Here is a 20,738-nt window from a genome sequence, read left to right as displayed (position 1 = left end):
TATCTTCTCCCAGTACCCAGTACCTAGTACCCAGTCCCTATCTCATATTCTGTTTCTTCTCAGCCTTGGGATCGCGGTTGGCTACTGCTGCTAATTCGGCATCAAGTAGGGTGCGTCCGGTGGCTGCTAGATAGACATCATCGAGGCTGGGACGGGATTGGGCGATACCAAAAATTGGTAGGCTGGCGTTGTTGAGTGCTTGCTGGATGGTTATTAAAGCATCATTTTGTGGTGTTACTACCAGGTTCAAGGAATTACCTTGAGCGTTGTTGATGATAACTTCCTTGACAAAAGGTAATCCTTGCAGTAGGGATTTAGCTTGTTCTGCTTCTGCTGTGGGGGAGAACTCGCGGATTCTTAAGGTGATGCGATCGCCTCCAACCCTATCTTTTAGCTCTGAAGGTGTACCAACGGCAATCACTACACCACGGTCGATAATAGCCACGCGATCGGCTAGCGCGTCAATTTCTTCTAAATAGTGGCTGGTAATCACAACCGTTGTCCCCGATACTCGGAGTTTTCGCAAGAATTCCCAAACCACGAAACGGCTTTCAATATCAAGTCCTACTGTTGGTTCATCTAACACCAGTACATCTGGCGAGTGCAGTAAGCCAGCCGCTAAGTCTAGGCGTTTGCGTAACCCACCGGAATAGGTTCCTGTTTTTTTATTGGCGTATTCTTGTAGACCGAGTAAATCTAAAACTGTATCGATTCGCTGTTTGGCTATGGCATTGGGAAGGTGATAAAGTGCTGCTTGTAATTGCAGCAGTTCTTTTCCTGTTAGCACTTTATCTAAAGCGACTTCTTGAGCAACATAGCCTAGCCGTTGTCTAGCTACTCTGGGGTTATCCAACACAGAAATACCAGATACCTCGATTTTGCCAGCATCTGGAGTGGTGAGGGTACACAAAGCACGTAGAGTAGTGGTTTTACCTGCACCGTTGGGGCCGAGTAAACCAAAGATTTCCCCTGGTTCCACCTGGAAAGAAACATCTTTGACGGCTTCAACAGTACCGTAACGCTTTTGTAGATTTTGAATTAAAACGGCGGGAGCCATGACAGCTAGACCCTAACTATACAATTCTCAACAATATCTATATATATTGTAGTTGAGTCGTGTTATGTCAGGCGATCGCATAGCTACATATCGGCTATTTTTATGAGTTGGCTGGAGATTGGGGGATCTTCGCCAAGTAGTTCGCCAAATCCCTTGAGATGGAGAAATTCAACAACGCCTCAGCTAATTCTTCTATTTGAGTGATTGATTAACTACGCATCTGCTGGTCTGTTTCTAGTGGAATATTACCCATTTTTGCAGCATGACTTGGTAAACTACACATTCCTACCTAATCTACTCTGCATTTAAAACAGATCAATCAGATTTTACATAAAAATTTCCTTAAATTATTGATTTCCAAAATAAACTACAAATGAGATACTCTATCCTCATAAAATTTATATCTCAGGCTCTCAGAGAGAGATTATGTAGCCTTGTTAAATCTCGTGTTAAAATGGGGAGTAAGGATAAAATTCGGTCACAATTTTTGTTGCTAATATTAACAGGCTTTTACCTTTTATTATTGACAGGCTTGTCTCCGGGATTTCCATCTCTAAGTACTCATAATTTTGGAGACAACTTATGTCAAACTATATGATGTCTGCTATTTATGGAATCTAATAAGTACAAAATTGAGTACAAGTTTCATTCAATTACTATTGAAGAGGAACAATTAAGCGGAAAAGCTTATTACTACAAGATTTCTGGTGAATTATGTCACTATAACGGATTCGTTAATTCCATCTCTGAGGCTGAAAAAGAAGCTAAAGAGAAAATTGACGAAAAATTTCATCAAATAGATAGAAAATCTGCACTACACAGATATTGCGTAATGCGTGACTTTGAAAGCTTTGTTGAACTGTTGAATCAACAAAAAGAAATGTCTCCAGAAATTACTTATCAAATAGCCTCCCAACTGGCTTTAGCTTCAACCTTAAAATATTTTACTAAAGAAGTATTAAGTAATGATGTATTTACATCATTGGAAAGTAGTCAAACAATAAACACAGATAACTTACAATAGGTTGGCTTTTTAGGGAAAATATTCTAGCGATCGCTAAACATTATCTAGTTAAATTCGGGTGACTGCTTTAAGTAGTAATTATTTGAACTTGCACTTCTCTCCCGCTCGCTACACATAGAATTTCCTAGTGCAGTTAAGGAACATGAAAGAAAATTACAAACTAGACATAAGTCACATTAGTCCTGAAGTAGAACAGTTAATCAAGATGTATGCTACTGTTAACGGATGCACGCATATTGAGATGCTGGAACGCATTGTTTTGGAGTGGCACGCTCAACAAAGCCGGAGCGAACGTCCACCAGGAAACGAAGATGAGTAAGATAAAGTATTTTTAATTGCATAATCCTGAAAGCTAGGATGCTTAGTGTTATTAATCTCTTTCATTTTGAATTTTGTAGGCTTGCCTACTCTTCCCTACGGGACTCTCGGCGTACCTTGCTTCCGCGTAGTGGTACGAGAACGAGTTACCACAAACCCGTAGGGTGTTTTGAATTATTTAGCTTTCTCAGATAAGCTTTTAGCATCGTGGAGTTAACATCAAAAACCGTGGAGAAAGTCACACATTCATTGTGCTAGCAATAAAATCAAGATGTAACATCCCATAAATAAATGCTGAAAGCCCATTATTTTGATTTTGCCCTATCTTAACTCAACGTCTTGCTCAAACACCAAGATAAAATCATTTATGGTTTTTTTGTATTGAAAACCATAATCTAATAAAGCTTGCTTTAAAATTTCTAATTCTGGTTCTTTGATGGCAGTTTGATCGTGTTCTATCTCAATCGCTTCATTATTGACTTTAAAGCTGAAACAGTCTTTAAATTGCTGATAGTTCCAATTTAATTTTCTCGCTGCATTTAACTCGATAGCAGCCAATGTGTTCTCAAAATTTTGCCTAACCATAACCTGCATTCTCGTATTATGATATTAACCACATCTTAACAATCAAAATAAATAAAAGACTCAACATAAAATATTCATAAATAGTCAATAGTAAAAATAATTCATTTTACATTAAAAAAATCAACCTTTTGGTAAAAGTCTTAACGAAAGTGATGAAGTAATATTTTATAGTAAACAATATAGATAGTACTGTGTTACCTTAGTAATACTTGCAAGACAGAGCATTGAAAATTAGGAGGAAGCGATTATCGTAGTCCAAAAGCAGCTGATTAATTCCCAAATCAAGTCACCCCAGGTCTTCTTGATTGACCATGAGAATAACAATCGTGGTTTAATCGATACCTACGAAGCTCTACAATTAGCCCAGAGTGTAGAGCTTGACCTAGTTGTAGTTTCGCAAAGCAAAGACACTCCAGTAGCGAAAATTCTTAACTACGGTAAGCTACAGTATCAGAAGAAAAAACGCCAGGGTCAAAGTGCTAGACCCACCGTCAAAGAAGTCCGATTCCGCCCCAACGTTGGTGCGGCTGATTATAATTTACGTATTGAGCAAGCGCTTCAGTGGTTGAGTAAAGGTGATTCCGTTAAATTTGCTATTCGTTTACGGGGTCGGGAAAATCAATATCGAGAACAAGCCGGACAAATGCTAGAACGCATTGTGACTGATCTGAGTCAAGTAGGAAAAGTCCAGTCACTTGATAAACGCTCGCTCATTGTTCAAATTATGCCCGCTTAAAGCTTAAAATACTCTCAGCGCTCTATGCTTTGTTGCGTAGAGCGCTAATTGTTTATTTCAGGAGAGTATATCTATATAAAAGATATAAATCTCGTAATTAGCCTTAATGAAACACTTCCACAAGAATTAAAGGAAATACTCATATTGTAATATCTTTTAATATCTGTGTTTCAAGATTTTTACTAGTAAGGTATCAAGAACTGATGACAAGGTTCTTGATCAGGTATCTGTGGTGAACAACTAACTGTATCAACACAGAAACAATCATACTTTCATCTTCTTCTGTTTACAAAAATTTTAGTTTGATATTGGAAATAAAATTAATGCCTACTGATACAGTTGCTTACGTTCAAGAAAATGAATTTGATACCGTTTTAAGTGAAGATAAAGTCGTTGTAGTTGACTTTACTGCTACTTGGTGTGGCCCATGTCGCCTTGTCAGTCCGTTAATGGATCAACTAGCTGATGAGTACAAAGGCCGCGTTAAAGTGGTTAAGGTAGACGTAGACAACAATAAACCTCTCTTCAAAAGGTTTGGACTTCGCAGTATTCCAGCCGTGTTAATTTTTAAAGATGGTGAGTTAACAGAAAAGATTGTGGGAGTTTCTCCTTATGAACAGTTTAGTGGAGCAGTGGAAAAGCTTATTTAGCTTGTTTTTGAGTATTGGTAAAACAAGTGCTGTGGTATTGACCAGGTATTGTTAAAGTTGTTATAGCATTGTTGCAGTGAGAAATGATTATTAATGAATTTTAATAATCACCAAAGAATATTAATACAGACAGAATGTCAAACTATTCTGTCTTTTTTTATAAAATTTGAGTTATCCATTGAGGCTTTGTTTGGATTTGACGATCGCCTACGGTGAGCGATCGCCATTCCTCAGTCTAGTTGGTAGAAATCTTGGCGCCTTCTTGGATACTGCTTACACAAAAGCTAATATGAGAGCGAATAGCTTGCTCATAAACCATAGTTTGCTTTGTACGTATTCCTACAGGTTGGTATACTAACGTAATTTCGGGAAATTCGCACCAATACATCAGAAAAATATCTTTCGCCGGAGTAATAATCTCGTAATTATTCTCTTGCTTTTTCTTTTTCAGCTTGCAATTATTTAATTGTAACTTTTGTCTAAATAATTTTTCAAATTCGGGAATTATATTTGAAGTAGTTTCCATACTGTATACACGTTGAAACGCGTTATTAGGGCGAACTTTATCTGTTGATACTACTAAGTATGACATTGTTAGCTACTTTAAATTAAAGCTAGTCATGTCAAATCTTCAGCTATTGAGTAATTAATAACAACGATAGCACTTGCAGTGACGAAATATTTGTCAGAAGTACCTGAGCGATCGCTTCTAAATTTAGTAAAACAGTCATCATGACAACTTTCCTCGTACTTTTGTCGCTGCAAACTCGGACTATTTCGTTGGTTTTATAGTTATTGCTCATTACCTGATGAAAAACTCTACATAGTCACACTCCCCATTACCCACAACTGTAACGTTCATTACCCCATTGATACTTGAGATTTTGATAATATCAGCTTGTGACTTGTATCACCCTCTTAACGGAATAGGACTTAGGCAACGAAACTCCTCACTTTGGGAAGGTATCAAGTTTTTAAACACCTATACCTCCTTTGGTGAAGCTAACTAGCCGCCTATACCACCATACTCCTGAATCCTTTAGCTTTTCGTTGCCATCCGTAAGTCCTCAAGAAACACCTGTTGGCTAGCGCAACTAATGTACGTAGATGCTGATTGCTCATCAACTAGCAACATAAATTTTGAGATTAGGAGCAAGAATTCAAGCTGGGGTTGGGGAAAAGCGTCTTGTGGTAGGGTTGATATTCCAATAACTTTAATTTTGCCAATACATTTACAAGATGTGATGAACTAGAGACTTGTATTGGTATCAGTATTTTCGTTAAGCTGGCAACCAAAGATGCAAAATTAATGTCTCAATTGCTTATAAGCGTATTTTGACGATGTAGTCAAGTAACTAAGGGCAAAAAGTTAGTAGTCAGGAACTTGTGATCATTAACTTCCCAGAATAGCTTGACCTATTTTCGACCTCGTATCCCACTTGAATAAGATAAAAATGGCGAACAACGAAGAATCACGCGGTTTAAAGTCTCTATTTGATTGGTTCGCAAACCGACGTAAAGCGGGTGCAACCAACCCCGAACGCCAAGAACGCGAAATTGCCGATGGACTATGGCACAAGTGTTCTAAGTGTGGTGTGTTGACCTATACCAAAGACTTGAGAGCGAATCAAATGGTCTGTGTCGAATGTGGACATCATAATCGGGTAGATAGTGATGAGCGCATCCGTCAACTGATAGATCAGAACACCTGGAGACCGATGGATGAAAATCTGCGGGCTACCGATCCATTGCAGTTCCGCGATCGCAAAGCCTATAGCGATCGCCTGCGGGAAATGGAAGACAAACTCGGCCTATTAGACGCAGTTAAAACTGGTCTGGGGCAAATCAACAGTTCACCCGTTGCTTTAGCTGTCATGGATTTCCGCTTCATGGGCGGTAGCATGGGTTCCGTTGTCGGCGAAAAAATTACCCGCCTGATTGAACAAGCCACCCAGCGACGTTACCCAGTAGTCATCATTTGCACCTCTGGGGGAGCGAGAATGCAGGAAGGAATGCTTTCTCTGATGCAGATGGCTAAAATTTCCGCCGCTTTAGAACGCCACCGCGACGCGAGATTACTTTATATACCTGTACTAACAAATCCTACAACCGGCGGTGTAACGGCTAGTTTCGCCATGTTAGGAGACATTATTTTGGCAGAACCAAAAGCCACAATTGGTTTTGCCGGTCGCAGAGTTATTGAGCAAACCCTCCGGGAAAAACTGCCAGACGACTTTCAAACAGCAGAAGACTTGCTCAAGCACGGTTTTGTCGATGACATCGTACCTCGTACCCAGTTAAAAAACACCTTATCTCAACTAATTGCCCTACACCAACCCGTCCCTACAACCCCCCCTATGGTGCTGTGGGAGACGATGAGTCTTAGTTCCACAGCTGTTGAATAAATGGGAGTGGGGAGTTTCGACTGTTAATTGTTGAGTAGGAAATATAGGACTTACCCATGAAAACGGAAGATCAAGGGTTTAGACAAGGGTGTAGGGGTATAGGAAAGGATATATTGAAACCCTTACACCCTTACACCCGGTCTCAACAGACAATCTGGGTACGTAAGTCCTAAGATAATTACTTCCTTTGTCTCCCCAGTCTCCACTCCCCATCACTTCCCCGGTTCTTGGATAAAAAACAAGGGAATTAACGCTAACAGGCGCAATGCAGTAGAGAGAACAAAAGCTGCCAATAAACCTCCATATTGGGAAAATTGGGCGATAAAACTACCTATAGTTGTGCCTACAGCACCACTGACACCAGCGACAGCAGAGGCGATCGCAAAATAAATGGACTGATTTCTTAATGGTGCAATTCCTAACTGCATATTGTTATTACATAAATCAATAGCCGCCGCAGTTCCGCCTAGTAAAATATGTAATAAAGGCAACCATAGCCAAATATCCAAAGTATTAATACCAATTCCCAGCCATAGTAATGGTGTCAGCGCTACTAAAATTCCTATAGAAATTAAAATACGTCGATTACCGATTTTATCTGCTAACTTGCCCCACAAAATTAGCATGAGCAAATTAGCTCCTGCTAGCAGGCTACCGTAAATTGTCACCCAACTTACATCTAGATTTAATGTGTCTAGCATATAGAGATTGAAAAACGGGGCGCTAATATTTACAGCCAACATCCATAGACCAAAATAAACCAGAAACATGAGGAAATTAGAGTTTTTCCAAATGCTATGGGAATTAGTTGGTGGTGGGATAATTTTTATTGGCAAGGTGGATGCAGATGTATCAACAACTTCATTTTTTTGAGGATATTGGATAACCTCATGTTGTGATTGTGGATTCACATCTATTTTGAAGTATTGACATCCCAAACTCAAAAACCCAAACAAGATACTAATTAAAAGTACTACGCCATAACCTTGGATAGTTCCGCCGTACCAGTGGGAGACAAGCAACCCAGCCAAGGGTACACAAATCAAATTAGTCAAGCTAGCCGCGCTATTACGTAACCCAAAATACCTACCTCGTAAGCGCCGAGGAACAATCATTGCTAGCCAGCTTAACCAAGAAGCACTCCCTAATCCTCCCAGCAAATTTGTGATTAATAGAATTGATAATGTCAATACTTCTAATTGTTGAGAATCGACACTTCCCCGTGTGAATAGAATTACCCCGATAAATAAAATCAGCCATAAGAACCGTGCGATGCCAAAAATCCACATGGAGTATCGAAAACGGCTGGTGGTACGTTCAGATAAGTAAGCTCCCAAAGGCTGAATGAGATTGACCAACATGGGAATTGAAGACAACATCCCGAAGACGATGGGATTAGCATCTAACTCCACCAAAAAATTACTCAGCAAAATCCCACCAGTACCCAAAGAATAAACTGTTGCAAATACAGAATCGACAGTTGATGCTTTTAAACTAGTGCGGATTGCATCTTTAGGAATGCGAATACTAGATTGATTAGCTAGCGTGAGTGTTGTCTCTGGTGGAGTAATCTGGAGGATTTCGGAATTTATACAAACAGCTGTTTCAATGGGGACAGAATCCATAATTAAAAGAGGGATTTACCTTAGTACAGACAGGTAAGAAGTTTTTTACTGAGTCCACAAGTATCTTTACTTACGTTATTGTGTACCAACATGACCCTAAGGTAATAACCACATAAATTCATACCTTGGTTGTATATGGCTCTCTTTTGTGTGTGTCTCTGTAAAAAACAATTTATACATTGTTGAGACCTAGAGACAGGGTGAATAATGACTAAATGTTAGATTTGTCTAAGTTTAGGGAACAATGCTGTTTATGCTTGCAATCCCTTGGCTGAAGATAACGGCATGAAAGCGCCAATTGTCCAACAAAGAAGATTTTGGAAATTATGTATTGTATTGTGCTGTGTTTTGTCCGTGTTTTTAGTATTATTACCAGTATTTGCAAATAATTCAGCTTCCATTGATACCCTAAAACAGCAACAGCAACAAATTCAACAAGAAAGGCAAAATGTTGTACAAGAACGCGATCGCCTCACTAATCTACAAAAAGCAGCGCAAAATCGCCTGACTGGTATTGCCAATAACTTGCAAACCACCAACAGTCAAATTAAAGATAGTGAATTGCGATTACAACAAGCCAACCAGCGCCTCCAGCAGCTAGAAGCAAAGTTAGCTGTTACAGAACGTGCTTATGAAGAACGTCAAGTTGCGACGGTAGCACGATTGCGATATCTTCAGCGATCGCCTCTCAATCAAGGATGGGCTGTTTTATTGCAAAGCAGAGATATCAGTGACTTTTTCAGTCGTCGTCATCAGTTGAAGTTAGTTTATCGGGCAGACCAGCAAATTTTAGCGAAACTCAGCACTCAAGCCAACTTGATTAATCAACAAAAAACAGAAGTAGAGGAGCAAAAAAACGCAATTGCTCTAATTAGAGAGCAACTATTGGGGCAAAAATCCGATTATCAAGCTCAAGCTCAATCCCAGTCAGAATTAATACAACGCTTAAGTAGCGATCGCCTCGCCTTAGAAGCCGCACAAAATCAACTAGAGAAAGATTCTAAAAACCTGGAAGGGTTAATCCAACAAAAGGTAGCCGAAGCTAAAGCCAGAGAAGCAGCGCAAGCAAAAACCAACAGCCGGAGAAATATCTTGATCAAGGGGACAGGACTATTTGCCTTTCCTAGCAATGCGCCTACAAGTAGTCCCTTCGGTTGGCGGGTACACCCCATTCTCGGCTATCGCAGATTTCACGCCGGGTTAGATTTTGCCGCTAGTTATGGCAGTACAATCAGGGCAGCCGATTCGGGAACAGTGATTTTTGCTGGTTGGTATGGCGGTTATGGTAGAACTGTGATTATTAATCACGGCGGTGGTATCACAACACTGTATGGACACGCCAGTGAATTATATGTTTCCGAGGGGCAAACAGTACAACGAGGACAGGCGATCGCCTCTGTTGGTTCTACAGGCTTATCTACTGGGCCACATCTGCATTTTGAAGTTCGTCGCAATGGTACACCAGTCAACCCAGCAGATTATCTTTAGCCCAAAATCTTCTGGAGCATGATATAATTAGCCAGTACGAGGGCGCGTAGCTCAGTGGATAGAGCAACAGATTCCGGTTCTGTGGGTCGGGGGTTCAAATCCCTCCGCGCTCGTTTTTGAAATCAATTAAATTATTTGTCTACATTACCAAATTTATTCTGTGTGGATGGCAATCAGTAACGGGTAATGGCTAATGGTAAAAATCAATTACCAATTAGCTATTACCCATTACCGCCCATATTATCAACTATTCACACTTCCGCCGGATGATATTCCTGCTGTCTCTCTACGAAACTCTGCACACGGGAACGGTAATCCCTCACCGTCTCATCTACCCAGTCGCGCTCGTGACTGTTCGCATACAAATGTACTAATGGTTCACTAGCATCTGGTAAAACTAACAACCAACTATCATCAAAGGGTTGGCGAATCTTCACCCCATCGATGAGTTCGAGGTTTTGGGCTGGGTGAGTTTCCACTAAGTAGCGCATCAATGCACCTTTAGCCGACCAGGGACAACGGATGGTGTGGGTTCTGTAAATCACACGGGGTAATTCTGATCGTACAGTAGCCAGCGATCGCTCTTGTATGGTTAACATTTCAATGATTTTGGCAATGCAGAACATGGAGTCAAACCCCGGATGCAGTTGGGGAAAGATAAAGCCAGTTTCGCCGCTACCACCTAACACCACATTGGGATTTTTCTGACAAGCTTCCATCAAGGCTGTCGCATTGGCTTTGGTGCGAATGATCCTACCATCATGGCGACGGGCGACTTGTTCCACCGCACTGGAAGCATGAACCGGCACAACTACCGTCCCTCTGGGGTTGGAAGTCAAAATCATATCTACCATCAGTGCGGTTAATAGTTCGCCGCGAATGGGGTAGCCTGATTCGTCAACTAAAATGAGCTGTTCGCCGTTAGCGGAGACTTGGACACCGAAATTAGCCTTCAACGCTTCCACCACATGACCTAGCTGAGTCAGTAGTGTTTCCCTATCGGTTGTGGTGACAGCATTTTTATTCAGACTGGCATTTAGTACCACTGCGTCAGCACCAAATTTATCTAGCATTTGGGGTAAAACAGCCCCAGATACAGCATAAACATAGTCAATTACGACTTTTGCCCGGCTGTTGTTGAGGGTAGAAACATTCAACAGTTTCTCAAAAGCTGTGCAGTAAAGGTCAATAACTTGGCTGGGGTAAGCCACATCACCAATTTCATGAGTTAAAGCCCGGCGCATATCTTCCTTGAAATAAGCCCCTTCAATTTTCTTTTCTTGGGCTTTGGAGATATTAATCCCCTTATGATCCATGAATTCTATCAGGATATAGTCGGCGCGATCGGGGTGTACTCGTACATGAATCCCTCCCGCAACTCCCATTGTGGGTATAACTGTCCGGGCGATGGGGATGGCTGTTGCATCGAGGTTTTGAATATCGACACCTACAGACATTAAACCTGCAATGAGCGATCGCGTCACCATGCGGGAAACATTGCGTTGGTCACGGGACACAGTTACTTTTGCACCAGGTTTTAAAGTAGAACCATAAGCAGCCCCTAACTTCACCGCAAACTCTGGGCTGATATCGATATTTGCTAATCCTTGTACCCCACGTTGCCCAAATAAGTTTCGTTGGGCGGTGTTACCCCAAATCAAGTTGATGTTTAAAATTGCCCCTGATTCAATCTTTTTACTAGGCCAAACTCTGACACCGGGGCTAATCTGGGCTTCTTCCCCAACCGTGGACAAAGAACCCACTACAGAGGCTTCTAACACATGGGCGCGGCGGTCTACACGGGTTCCACGAGAGATTACACAAGCACTCAACTGGGCTTCTTCCCCAATAATTGCCCCATTCCACACAATCGGACGCTTGAGATTGGCATCAGCACCAATGGTGACATTATCCCCAATCACAGTTCCAGCCTCAATTTGTACTCTCGCACCGATACGGCAATTGTTACCTATCACGGCTGGGGCTTCTATATGTGCAGAGGGGTCAATATAAGTATTTTGTCCTATCCACAAGCCAGGAGAATTTTCCCTGTAAGCAAAATCTAGTTTTACCTTACGATCTAAACCATCATACTGAGCTTCCCGATAAGCATCTAAGTGTCCGACATCGCACCAGTAACCTTCGGCAACGTAACCATACATTGGCTCGTCTTTGGCCAGCAGCAGAGGAAATAAATCTTTAGAAAAGTCACATTCTGTATTGGATGGGAGATATTCTAAAACTTCTGGTTCCAGAATGTATGTTCCAGTATTAACGGTATCAGAAAAAATTTCGCTGGTAGATGGTTTTTCTAAAAAGCGTTTAATTTTGCCTGCTTCATCGGTGATTACGACACCAAATTCTATAGGGTTAGGAACCCTTGTTAAAATTAGAGTAGCTTTTGACTGTTTTTGTTTGTGAAAAGCGATCGCTTCTCCTAAATCAAAATCTGTGATGCTATCACCGCTAATTACTAAAAAAGTTTCATCCAGAAGTTCGGCAATGTTTTTCACACAACCTGCTGTTCCCAGAGGCTGGTCTTCTTCGACGGCGTAGGTCATCTGCACACCAAAATCACCGCCATCTTGAAAATAGTCTCGCAAGACATCAGGTAGATAATGCAAGGTGGCAATAACTTCTGTAATGTGATGTCTCTTGAGGAGATTAATGATATGTTCGGCAATTGGGCGATTGAGGATCGGTACCATTGGTTTTGGTAGATCACAAGTTAACGGGCGAAGTCGCGTTCCGGAACCGCCTGCCATCAGCACTGCACGCATAAATCCTCCTTAACTTTTTGCAGCGTTAGCTGCGTTTAAACCCGTGAGAGTATATTGTGTTTTTATCTAGTTTCCTATGGATACTGATATTTGAAACACCCCCGTAAGAAGCATCTGACAGTAAATAAGCAAAAGTACTTATTATGCTGTTTTGGCAATCACCTCCGGTCGGTCGAAATGCCATTGCCACAAGTGCTTATGTTTTACGGGGGTCTGGACTGAATCAGTTTATTTATGCTAGCTACCAAAAACTGAAGAAGCAACCAAGTGGAAGGAAAAAGTAATATAGAAATAAAGTTTGCTTTGTTCCGCTTTGATGAGGCAGTTTATTTTACTCATAATATTGTTCTATCCTGACAATAGATGTTCTTATGAGTTAATTGAGAAATAGGGGTAAAATCTATAACCTCATGAGAGAATGTATCATGAAACAACACTAATTTAAAAAAATACTAGGACAGATACACTTGCATAAACCATCTGTGGAAAGTTGAGTCATACTGGGATTAATGTGGATAATTTATCGCTTACATACTGCGGAAATATTTATCTCGAATTACTTCATTGATTAACGGAGTTGATGGTAATGGGAAAATTAATTATTTTCGGCTTAATTGTGATTTATATAGGTGGTGTGTGGAAGTTTTGGAATGGTTTCTCAAGAACAAATTTCACCCAATCTTTGCCCAATAAGATAGGTTTAGCATTGCTTTGGCCAGCTTTATTTGTTGCCAATGGTTCTTATCGGCGTAATTTTAGGAAGGCATTGAAGGGTTAGAAATACTTTTCAATTAAGAAACTTAAATTTATAGCTGTTGACTGTTGATTGTTGACTGTTGGCAGTCTACAGCTATGGAAGGTAATTACTGGCGATTGGTCGGCAACCATCGTATTTTTATCACGAAAAACCCATCCACCAAGGGATGGGTTTTTATTAATAAGTAATAGGTAATTGGTAAGAGCGTCTATTACCCATTATCTTTAACTTTATTGCGAATTGGTTTTATCTTCTTCGCTGGTTATTACGCCAGATATTGACTGCTGCGCCTGCACCCGCGCCATTGATAACGTTGTTAAGAGGTCTTCTGCAACCACCGGTAATCGCGCCAGTTAATACACCAGCACCACCACCTACAGCTACGTCTTGTACCACACTACGGTTTCTGGTATTTCTTCTCAACCCATTTGCACCATTAACAGCAGCGCCAGCCGCCGCACCCTTAGCAGCATTATCTAACACTGAACCACATCTGGTGAATACTCCAGTTAAGATCCCAGCCCCGGCTCCAATAGCTGCATCTTCTACTACTCGGTTATCAGCAGCAGCAGGTTGTAAAGGAACCAAGGTAATACCTGCTAAACTTGCAGCCATAAGGCTGGGGAGAAGTGTGCGTTTTAGAACTAGTTTCATAATTTTCCCTTCTCAAAACATCCACAATTAGAGCATACTTATGCTCATTGCTGTTACAGATGTCGTTGGTTTTCCTAGTTTTATTGTAGACAACTGCAACAGTCTTTGTATATGACTAAGGTCATAATTACACTAACAGAATAAGTATTTTATCTACTGAAAGCAGCAATATTTATTCTCTAGTGAGAAAATTTATTTGAGGTGCTTTTCCATAAAGCAGTGTCTCATCACTATGTAAGTAAATATGCTAGTAGCTGAAAATTTTTTATGTATGCTGTCAACAACCTGACGGGAAAATGCTACTTCCTTTAACTAGTTTTTATACATTTCACTATTGACTTTTGTTGTTAAAAGCTCTAGATTCTTTTATCGGGACAGTTGAAATTAATTTGCAAAAATACTGCAAATAGTTCTTGATGGAGATGTGCAAATGAGTGTAGGCCAAAAAGGCTTGTTAGGTGCTGGCGCGGCATTGATGGCGCTAATGGGTGTAGCAGTTACTACCGTTAGTAGTATCCAAGCGACAACTGCTAATTCTATTTCTAATCAACAAGCGCCGCGCTTACTTGCCCAAAAACTGAAGACTTTAACAGTAATTTTTCCCAGTCGTTCTGATTCCACAGATTTGCAATCTAAGGCAGATGCTGTAGCAGCTTTTTTATCAAAAGATTTGGGTATTCCTGTCAAAGCACAGATAGGTGATGATACTGCGGCAGTGGAAGCGTTGAGAGCTAATCGGGCTGATGTGGCTTTTTTGAGCAGTCGTCCAGCGTTGAAAGCTGAACAATTAGCAAATGCTCGTTTGTATCTAGCAGAAGTACGTGATAGCTATTCTGGCAGATTCACTTATAATTCCATATTTGTTGTCCGCAACAATAGCCCATTGAAATCCAGAAATAATGCCAAAGCCACCCTAGAACAGCTACGGGGCAAAAAAATGGCATTTACTTCTCCCACCTCAGGTTCAGGATTTATTTTCCCAGTTAGTGAATTAGTTAAACAGGGGTTCGTCCCTGACCGCGATCGCCTTGATGGTTTCTTTGGTCAAGTTGCTTATGGTGGTAACTACAGCAAAGCCTTACAAGCCGTAGTGCGCGGTCAAGCGGATGTGGCTGTTGTCTCTGAATATGCCATGTCTCCACCGTACATTACAGCAGAAGAAAAAAATCAGTTGCGAGTACTGCATAAAATTTCTGGTGTACCCGCCCACGGTATAGCTATTGATGATGACGTAGCTGCACCCGATAGAGAAAGAATTATTAATTCGCTACTCAAGTTAAATCAGTCACAAAATAACCCTCTGCTACGTAACTTGTACAACTCCACTGAATTAGTGAGAGTAGATCACAGTCGTCACCTAGCACCAGTTCGTGATGCTCTTAAACGCGTTGGCATCGAACCATAAAATTTAGTGCTGTAAGTGTTAGCAGGGCGTTCAGCCCATTAAGAGTTATGAGTACTGAGTTTTTAATTCCAGCACTCCTAACTCTTAACTTTTATACCCGTAAATTGATGAAATTGACCGAGGCAGAGGATGAGTGATTACGTAATTGAATGTCACAACTTAGAGACAGCTTATGTTGGCTCTTTGAATCGCCCCATCCTCAACGAGATTAGTTGCCACATCAAACAGGGTGAATTTGTTGTACTGCTAGGACTCAATGGAGCCGGTAAGTCTACGTTATTGCGATCGCTTGTTGGGTTAGTACCATTAGTCAGAGGAGAAGTCCACATCAACGGCGTAGCGATGAATAGCCGCATACTCCCCCAAATTCGCCGTGATGTAGGAATGTTGTTTCAAGGCGGTGGTTTGATTCCCCAGTTATCAGCCATTGAAAATGTATTGTGCGGTAGGCTGGGTACAAGAACAACTTGGCAGACATTATTTGGCTTTCCGAAACGCGATCGCCTATTGGCATTAGAATTACTCGAACAGTTGGGTTTAAGAGAGTTAGCTTACCAAAAAACTAGCAAACTCAGTGGTGGACAGCAACAAAGGGTAGCGATCGCTCGTGCTTTAATTCAATCACCGCAAATACTCCTAGCCGATGAACCCACAACGGGATTAGATGTCATCGCCACCCAACAAGTAATGGAGACTTTAGCCGAATTACACGCCCAGCAAGGTATGACAGTTATCGCAGTTCTGCATGATTTGGGAATAGCTGCCAGATATGCCCAACGAGCGATCATTCTAGATGCCGGACGCATTGTTTATGAGGGTTCCTGTGATAACCTGCAAGCCCAGTTTGTGGTAAATAATCAATAGTTCTTTTCTTTGTCCCTCTGCCCCCTGCCCCCTGTCTCTTAACTATATGAGTTATTTACCACTTTCCAAACTCCTACGGCGCTACTCTTGGGTCAGATCCCTAATTATCTTATTAATTGCTTTTCTAATTTACACTTGGGCTTTGCAAGGACTAAAAGTTGATTTTGCCCTCTTGACATCCAGCGCCCCTTACATTACTGATTTCATCTCCCGGTTATTTCCTCCTGACTTCAGAGTTATTGATATTGCTGTTAAGGCACTGATAGAAACCGTACAGATGTCGCTTTGGGGGACAACCATCGGTGCTATTATCTCAGTGCCGATCGCCGTCGCTAGCGCTAGTAATGTTGCGCCTAGTTGGCTGCAATGGCTGGCAAATCTGCTGCAAAATGCGGTGCGTTCTGTCCCTTCAATTATTCTGGGGCTAATTTTTGTTGCTGCCACAGGCTTAGGCGCACCCGCAGGCACACTCGCTTTGAGTATATACACTATCGGCTATTTAGCAAAATTTTATCAGCAGGCGATCGAAGCAGTCCAGCCCCGTTCTTTAGAATCTCTGCAAGTTATAGGCGCATCTCGATTCCAAATTGCTCAGTATGGAATTTTACCCCAAGTGTTGCCTCTGAGTTTGGGTTATACCTTATGGATGTTTGAATACAACATCCGCGCCGCTTCTGTCTTGGGTGTCGTGGGTGCAGGTGGGATTGGCTTTCAGTTGAAAAGTTACATTGATGGATTTGAGTACAATAAAGCCACAACTATGATGCTGGTACTGTTGGTAGTTGTGACAGTAATTGATGGTTTCAGCAGCCAGTTACGCCGCCGTCTTGAATCGATGTAAAACGTAAATTGGGAATGGGGAATGGGTAATGGGTAATGGCAAGGAATTTGTTCTCAATTACCAATTACCAATTACCAATTACCCTAAAATCAATGGACTAAATCAGGAAAAACCTCTTGTACAGCCGGGTGTACAAGGCGATGATTCTGCACATTCAAACCCTTGGCGAGTACTTGATTCACTTCCAACGCTTTGAGTCCTTGATTTGCCAACTGCACAACGTAAGGCAATGTACTGTTGTTAAGAGCTTGAGTGGCTGTCCAAGGTACTGCACCTGGCATATTGGGAACGCCGTAATGTACTACGCCCTCTTCAAGGTATGTTGGGTTGGTGTGGGATGTGGCGTGTAAGGTTTCCACACAACCACCTTGATCTACAGCCACATCAACTATTACCGAACCTGGGTGCATTTGTTTAACTAATTCACGAGATACTAGAATTGGCGCTCTGCGTCCTAGTACCAAAACAGCACCAACAAGTAAATCTGCTTCTTTAACTGCGGCTTCGATATGGGCAGAACTGCTGTAAAGTAATTCCACTCTAGAACCAAACAAAGTTTCTAAATAAGATAAACGTTCAACATTTACATCTAATATTTGTACGGTTGCACCCATACCTACGGCAATTCTGGCAGCTTCTGTACCAACTACACCGCCACCGAGAATAACTACTTTTCCTGGTTTAACTCCAGGAACACCACCCAGCAGTACACCTCTACCACCTTGTTGGCGTTCTAAATAGCGTGCGCCAAATTGTACTGCTAACCGACCGGCAATAATGCTCATGGGGGTCAGTAGTGGTAGTCTGTTAGCGCCTGGTTGTTCTACGGTTTCGTAAGCGATCGCACAAATGCCACAATCAATTAAATGCTCTGTTAATTTGCGATCGGCTGCTAAATGCAGATAAGTAAACAATATCTGCCCTTTCTGTAAAAAGTTGTACTCACTCGTCAGTGGTTCTTTAACTTTGACTACTAACTCTCGACTCCAAACTGCCTCTGCTGTTGGGACAATATCCGCCCCTACACTGCGATAATCATCATCTGTAAACCCAGCACCACTACCAGCTTGAGTCTGAACAAATATACTATGACCATTTTCCTTCAACACCCGCACGCTAGCAGGACTTAACCCCACACGAAATTCTTGATCTTTAGTTTCTTTAGGAACGCCGATTTCCATTTAACGCCTCTGATAAATTTTTTGTTTAATTTAGCCTGCCAGTATCAGACTGACACTTCCGTATTGTGGATATCTATCTACAACATTAGTTTGCCCAATCCCAATATCTAAGCCGCAAGCTCTTACCCTTGACTATTGCCCCAGTGCTTCTACAATATATAAAGATTAATTACAATTTGTTAAAAAGTCATTGCGTGGCTTCCGAAATAGAAGCTACTAGATTTTTCGACTTAACCTTGGCGTTTTCGCCTTGCAATTAGCTCAAAACTCGTTATTAAGTCCCGTTTGCCGAAAAGAGGTTTTTCAAAATGTCCCAAACACAGCCAACAGTTACACCCAAGCTAGAAGAGCCAAAATTTGGCTTCAATGAATATGCAGAACGCTTGAATGGTCGCGCTGCAATGATTGGTTTTCTTTTGATGGTAGTCATCGAATATGCCACCAATCAAGGTGTCTTGTCCTGGCTCGGACTTAAGTAATGTGGAGTGGGGGGTGGGAAAAGTTGTTCTCCCTTACCTCCTGCTCTCCAGCCTCTTACCTCCTGCCCGACTGAAACCAATGTTAAAGTTGTAAGCTAGTAATTAGCAGAGTTAGAACCAGCTGGAACATCTAGCTGGTTTTGACTTTATTAACTTATAGTGAACTACCTCATACAACTTGCCTGATATAACTATGAGGCACACCGGAGAGTGTTAGTAATATCTTAAAACTTGCAAAGTCTTCATGTAAGGGAGTGAATTACTACACGGAAACCCCACTGAAAAAATTATAATCTTTACTTAAAGATGCCTTTTATTCAGGATAGTAATTCTCCGGTAAGGTATTCTTGGTAAATTTACACAAAAGGTTATCTGGAAAAACCAAGCTGTGATGAACGTTGTATTACCTCGTTTTTTGAAGTCAGCCTACAGAAAAGAACCAGTCATTAGTGTGTTGATCACAATGGGTGTGGTAGATGCGCTAATTGGTGGGTTAGATGATAGCTGGTCATTATTTGCTGTTGGTTTGGGAACAGCAGGTGTCAGCCTCGCTTTTAAGTTGTGGCGTAGTAGTCAGCAGCGCTCTCCTGTTATAGAAGAGCCTGTAGTACAACATTACTTGCCCCCTCGCTCGTCTAGTCCGACTCTGCCGATGCTGAGTGTGCAGAAGAAAAAACCACCGTATTAGGGAGTACTGAGTTAATGAGTGTTGAGTATGCACTCGACTATCAGTTGATTAGTTGTATTTAAGCCAGGTGAGGAAAAACAGTGAGGAGTGAGCGAAGAGGAGGGACGTACTCAATGGTACGGCCATACTTGATATTACTATTTATGGGGGTTATAGTTCTGCCTGTGAATCCAGGGCAAGGGCTAAGGGTAAGTGCGGCGGATACGGTGCAAGTGATACCAAATCCGCAACCTATAGAAGGATTTACCAATCCCAGCCTCCTACATAGCCTCAACGCCCATTCAGGGAGGGTAAAATCCTTAACTTTTAGCCCAGATAGTCGGACTATTGTCAGTGGAGGGGCTTATAATGATGGCATTATTCGGCTGTGGAACTCAACAACTGGTAAAAGAGTAGGAACTATCAACAAAGCCCAAAAAAATGCGGTGGAGTCTTTAGTGATTTCCCCTGATGGACAAACTTTAGCCAGTTCCGGCAGTGACAATATTATTAATCTGTGGAATCTTAAAAATAATCAATTTACGCGCTCTTTTGTAGGACATACCGCTAGTGTCATGTCCTTAGCTGTATCTTCAGATGGTAAAGTTCTTGTTAGTGGCGCTTTAGATGGGATTCGGGTGTGGGATTTGCTCCAACAACGTCCATTATCTACTTTAGTGCGCTTTGATAATAGAATTGATACCCTGGCAATGAGTTCTGACGGTCAAACTCTAGCTAGCGGCGACACAAAAGGTGTAATTAAACTGTGGAACTTAAGTACAGGTAAATTAATCCGGGAGTTTACAGCCCATTCTGGTACAGTTACGGATATTACCTTCACACCCGATGGACAAAATTTAATTAGTTGCAGTAGCGATCGCACTATTAAAGTTTGGCATATCCCATCCGAAAAACTCAGCCGCACTCTCACAGGTCATAATAATTGGGTAAATGCGATCGCTATTAACCGCGATGGTAAAACTCTGGCTAGTGCTGGTAGAGATGGAATTAAACTCTGGGATTTATCGACGGGTGAGTTATTAAATACACTGATTGGACATAGTGATTGGGTAAGTGCGATCGCTTTTAGTCCAGATGGTAAAACTCTTGCCAGTGGAGGATTTGACGGCAGGATTAGTATTTGGGGTAATCCACCAGTTACAGTTCGTAAGTAACAATTCAAACTTCAATATTATCGTTACGACATCTATTTGATTTTTGG

The 20,738-nt window shown here is 41.5% G+C and carries 22 protein-coding genes and 1 tRNA gene; 14 read left to right on the top strand and 9 right to left on the bottom strand.

What is annotated here, in order from left to right; genetic code table 11:
* Positions 1-37 precede the first annotated feature (37 nt).
* Positions 38-1,057: a daunorubicin resistance protein DrrA family ABC transporter ATP-binding protein gene (locus ACN222_RS11865; protein WP_010996528.1), complete on the bottom strand. Its 1,020-nt coding sequence runs from the start codon at positions 1,055-1,057 to the stop codon at positions 38-40.
* Between the two features lie 100 nt (positions 1,058-1,157).
* Complete coding sequence (locus ACN222_RS11860; protein WP_323790858.1) at positions 1,158-1,262, bottom strand: hypothetical protein; 105 nt, start codon at positions 1,260-1,262, stop codon at positions 1,158-1,160.
* 405 nt (positions 1,263-1,667) lie between these two features.
* Between ACN222_RS11860 and ACN222_RS11855 the strand changes: the two genes are divergently transcribed.
* Both ACN222_RS11855 and ACN222_RS11850 read left to right on the top strand, forming a co-directional pair.
* Positions 1,668-2,081 (top strand): hypothetical protein, encoded by a 414-nt coding sequence (locus tag ACN222_RS11855; protein WP_010996527.1) that lies wholly within the window; start codon positions 1,668-1,670, stop codon positions 2,079-2,081.
* A 142-nt stretch (positions 2,082-2,223) separates the two neighbouring features.
* Entirely contained in the window at positions 2,224-2,400 is a 177-nt protein-coding gene (locus tag ACN222_RS11850; protein WP_168370996.1) for a hypothetical protein, read from the top strand.
* Positions 2,401-2,720: 320 nt separating this feature from the next.
* Here the strand turns inward: ACN222_RS11850 and ACN222_RS11845 are convergent, their stop codons facing one another.
* A complete protein-coding gene (locus ACN222_RS11845) occupies positions 2,721-2,984 on the bottom strand; it encodes a hypothetical protein (protein WP_044521343.1) in 264 nt (87 codons plus the stop codon).
* Between the two features lie 244 nt (positions 2,985-3,228).
* Here ACN222_RS11845 and infC point away from each other — a divergent pair, with 244 nt between their 5' ends.
* Entirely contained in the window at positions 3,229-3,720 is a 492-nt protein-coding gene (gene infC / locus ACN222_RS11840) for a translation initiation factor IF-3 (protein WP_084789094.1), read from the top strand.
* Positions 3,721-4,043: 323 nt separating this feature from the next.
* Complete coding sequence (gene trxA / locus ACN222_RS11835; protein WP_010996523.1) at positions 4,044-4,370, top strand: thioredoxin; 327 nt, start codon at positions 4,044-4,046, stop codon at positions 4,368-4,370.
* A 235-nt stretch (positions 4,371-4,605) separates the two neighbouring features.
* On the opposite strand, the gene ACN222_RS11830 is transcribed toward trxA, so the two are convergent.
* On the bottom strand, positions 4,606-4,896 hold the full coding sequence (locus ACN222_RS11830) for a hypothetical protein (RefSeq protein WP_044522982.1): 291 nt from the start codon (positions 4,894-4,896) through the stop codon (positions 4,606-4,608).
* 109 nt (positions 4,897-5,005) lie between these two features.
* Entirely contained in the window at positions 5,006-5,173 is a 168-nt protein-coding gene (locus ACN222_RS11825; RefSeq protein ID WP_010996521.1) for a hypothetical protein, read from the bottom strand.
* A gap of 651 nt (positions 5,174-5,824) precedes the next feature.
* On the opposite strand from ACN222_RS11825, the gene accD reads away from it, so the two are divergent.
* Positions 5,825-6,775 carry an acetyl-CoA carboxylase, carboxyltransferase subunit beta gene (gene accD / locus ACN222_RS11820; protein ID WP_010996520.1) on the top strand — a complete coding sequence of 317 codons (951 nt, stop codon included), beginning with the start codon at positions 5,825-5,827 and terminating at the stop codon, positions 6,773-6,775.
* Positions 6,776-6,987: 212 nt separating this feature from the next.
* Here the strand turns inward: accD and ACN222_RS11815 are convergent, their stop codons facing one another.
* Positions 6,988-8,400, bottom strand: a complete 1,413-nt coding sequence (locus ACN222_RS11815) for an MFS transporter (RefSeq protein ID WP_010996519.1) — start codon at positions 8,398-8,400, stop codon at positions 6,988-6,990.
* 285 nt (positions 8,401-8,685) lie between these two features.
* On the opposite strand from ACN222_RS11815, the gene ACN222_RS11810 reads away from it, so the two are divergent.
* Positions 8,686-9,888: a murein hydrolase activator EnvC family protein gene (locus ACN222_RS11810; protein WP_044521342.1), complete on the top strand. Its 1,203-nt coding sequence runs from the start codon at positions 8,686-8,688 to the stop codon at positions 9,886-9,888.
* 40 nt (positions 9,889-9,928) lie between these two features.
* Positions 9,929-10,001: transfer RNA gene (locus ACN222_RS11805), tRNA-Arg, on the top strand.
* A 138-nt stretch (positions 10,002-10,139) separates the two neighbouring features.
* On the opposite strand, the gene ACN222_RS11800 is transcribed toward ACN222_RS11805, so the two are convergent.
* Positions 10,140-12,668, bottom strand: coding sequence for a mannose-1-phosphate guanyltransferase (locus ACN222_RS11800; RefSeq protein ID WP_010996517.1), 2,529 nt, complete (start codon positions 12,666-12,668; stop codon positions 10,140-10,142).
* Positions 12,669-13,254: 586 nt separating this feature from the next.
* On the opposite strand from ACN222_RS11800, the gene ACN222_RS11795 reads away from it, so the two are divergent.
* Positions 13,255-13,446, top strand: a complete 192-nt coding sequence (locus ACN222_RS11795) for a hypothetical protein (RefSeq protein ID WP_044521340.1) — start codon at positions 13,255-13,257, stop codon at positions 13,444-13,446.
* A 225-nt stretch (positions 13,447-13,671) separates the two neighbouring features.
* Here ACN222_RS11795 and ACN222_RS11790 read toward each other — a convergent pair whose 3' ends face one another.
* Entirely contained in the window at positions 13,672-14,079 is a 408-nt protein-coding gene (locus tag ACN222_RS11790; RefSeq protein WP_010996515.1) for a hypothetical protein, read from the bottom strand.
* Between the two features lie 430 nt (positions 14,080-14,509).
* Between ACN222_RS11790 and ACN222_RS11785 the strand changes: the two genes are divergently transcribed.
* From ACN222_RS11785 to phnE, 3 genes are all read left to right on the top strand, one after another.
* Complete coding sequence (locus ACN222_RS11785) at positions 14,510-15,484, top strand: phosphate/phosphite/phosphonate ABC transporter substrate-binding protein (RefSeq protein WP_044521339.1); 975 nt, start codon at positions 14,510-14,512, stop codon at positions 15,482-15,484.
* A gap of 129 nt (positions 15,485-15,613) precedes the next feature.
* The gene (locus ACN222_RS11780) at positions 15,614-16,348 is read left to right on the top strand and encodes a phosphonate ABC transporter ATP-binding protein (protein ID WP_010996513.1); all 735 of its coding nucleotides are present in this window, start codon (positions 15,614-15,616) and stop codon (positions 16,346-16,348) included.
* A gap of 46 nt (positions 16,349-16,394) precedes the next feature.
* Entirely contained in the window at positions 16,395-17,189 is a 795-nt protein-coding gene (gene phnE, locus ACN222_RS11775) for a phosphonate ABC transporter, permease protein PhnE (RefSeq protein WP_010996512.1), read from the top strand.
* A gap of 89 nt (positions 17,190-17,278) precedes the next feature.
* On the opposite strand, the gene ald is transcribed toward phnE, so the two are convergent.
* Positions 17,279-18,370 carry an alanine dehydrogenase gene (ald, locus tag ACN222_RS11770; protein WP_010996511.1) on the bottom strand — a complete coding sequence of 364 codons (1,092 nt, stop codon included), beginning with the start codon at positions 18,368-18,370 and terminating at the stop codon, positions 17,279-17,281.
* A 308-nt stretch (positions 18,371-18,678) separates the two neighbouring features.
* Between ald and ACN222_RS11765 the strand changes: the two genes are divergently transcribed.
* The 3 genes from ACN222_RS11765 to ACN222_RS11755 all read left to right on the top strand — a co-directional run bounded on the left by ACN222_RS11765 (position 18,679) and on the right by ACN222_RS11755 (position 20,691).
* Complete coding sequence (locus ACN222_RS11765; protein WP_010996510.1) at positions 18,679-18,849, top strand: chlorophyll a/b-binding protein; 171 nt, start codon at positions 18,679-18,681, stop codon at positions 18,847-18,849.
* A 391-nt stretch (positions 18,850-19,240) separates the two neighbouring features.
* Positions 19,241-19,537, top strand: coding sequence for a hypothetical protein (locus ACN222_RS11760; RefSeq protein WP_010996509.1), 297 nt, complete (start codon positions 19,241-19,243; stop codon positions 19,535-19,537).
* 113 nt (positions 19,538-19,650) lie between these two features.
* Positions 19,651-20,691 (top strand): WD40 repeat domain-containing protein, encoded by a 1,041-nt coding sequence (locus ACN222_RS11755; RefSeq protein WP_084789093.1) that lies wholly within the window; start codon positions 19,651-19,653, stop codon positions 20,689-20,691.
* Positions 20,692-20,738: the final 47 nt, after the last annotated feature.

The sequence above is a fragment of the Anabaena sp. FACHB-595 genome (genome assembly GCF_048568275.1).
GTDB lineage: Bacteria > Cyanobacteriota > Cyanobacteriia > Cyanobacteriales > Nostocaceae > Trichormus.
The sequence above is the reverse complement of the archived record's forward strand: the minus strand, read 5'-3'. Positions and strand labels throughout refer to the sequence as shown.

Bases quoted from the DNA above. Each gene is read 5' to 3' on its own strand.
- ACN222_RS11760 (WP_010996509.1), top strand. From the start codon at position 19,241: ATGAACGTTGTATTACCTCGTTTTTTGAAGTCAGCCTACAGAAAAGAA.
- ACN222_RS11800 (WP_010996517.1), bottom strand. From the start codon at position 12,668: ATGCGTGCAGTGCTGATGGCAGGCGGTTCCGGAACGCGACTTCGCCCG.
- ACN222_RS11845 (WP_044521343.1), bottom strand. From the start codon at position 2,984: ATGGTTAGGCAAAATTTTGAGAACACATTGGCTGCTATCGAGTTAAAT.
- ACN222_RS11855 (WP_010996527.1), top strand. From the start codon at position 1,668: ATGGAATCTAATAAGTACAAAATTGAGTACAAGTTTCATTCAATTACT.
- ACN222_RS11815 (WP_010996519.1), bottom strand. From the start codon at position 8,400: ATGGATTCTGTCCCCATTGAAACAGCTGTTTGTATAAATTCCGAAATC.
- ACN222_RS11765 (WP_010996510.1), top strand. From the start codon at position 18,679: ATGTCCCAAACACAGCCAACAGTTACACCCAAGCTAGAAGAGCCAAAA.
- ACN222_RS11785 (WP_044521339.1), top strand. From the start codon at position 14,510: ATGAGTGTAGGCCAAAAAGGCTTGTTAGGTGCTGGCGCGGCATTGATG.
- ACN222_RS11755 (WP_084789093.1), top strand. From the start codon at position 19,651: ATGGTACGGCCATACTTGATATTACTATTTATGGGGGTTATAGTTCTG.
- ACN222_RS11790 (WP_010996515.1), bottom strand. From the start codon at position 14,079: ATGAAACTAGTTCTAAAACGCACACTTCTCCCCAGCCTTATGGCTGCA.
- ACN222_RS11795 (WP_044521340.1), top strand. From the start codon at position 13,255: ATGGGAAAATTAATTATTTTCGGCTTAATTGTGATTTATATAGGTGGT.
- ACN222_RS11850 (WP_168370996.1), top strand. From the start codon at position 2,224: ATGAAAGAAAATTACAAACTAGACATAAGTCACATTAGTCCTGAAGTA.
- ACN222_RS11810 (WP_044521342.1), top strand. From the start codon at position 8,686: ATGAAAGCGCCAATTGTCCAACAAAGAAGATTTTGGAAATTATGTATT.
- phnE (WP_010996512.1), top strand. From the start codon at position 16,395: ATGAGTTATTTACCACTTTCCAAACTCCTACGGCGCTACTCTTGGGTC.
- accD (WP_010996520.1), top strand. From the start codon at position 5,825: ATGGCGAACAACGAAGAATCACGCGGTTTAAAGTCTCTATTTGATTGG.
- ACN222_RS11780 (WP_010996513.1), top strand. From the start codon at position 15,614: ATGAGTGATTACGTAATTGAATGTCACAACTTAGAGACAGCTTATGTT.
- ACN222_RS11825 (WP_010996521.1), bottom strand. From the start codon at position 5,173: ATGAGCAATAACTATAAAACCAACGAAATAGTCCGAGTTTGCAGCGAC.
- trxA (WP_010996523.1), top strand. From the start codon at position 4,044: ATGCCTACTGATACAGTTGCTTACGTTCAAGAAAATGAATTTGATACC.
- ald (WP_010996511.1), bottom strand. From the start codon at position 18,370: ATGGAAATCGGCGTTCCTAAAGAAACTAAAGATCAAGAATTTCGTGTG.
- ACN222_RS11830 (WP_044522982.1), bottom strand. From the start codon at position 4,896: ATGGAAACTACTTCAAATATAATTCCCGAATTTGAAAAATTATTTAGA.
- ACN222_RS11865 (WP_010996528.1), bottom strand. From the start codon at position 1,057: ATGGCTCCCGCCGTTTTAATTCAAAATCTACAAAAGCGTTACGGTACT.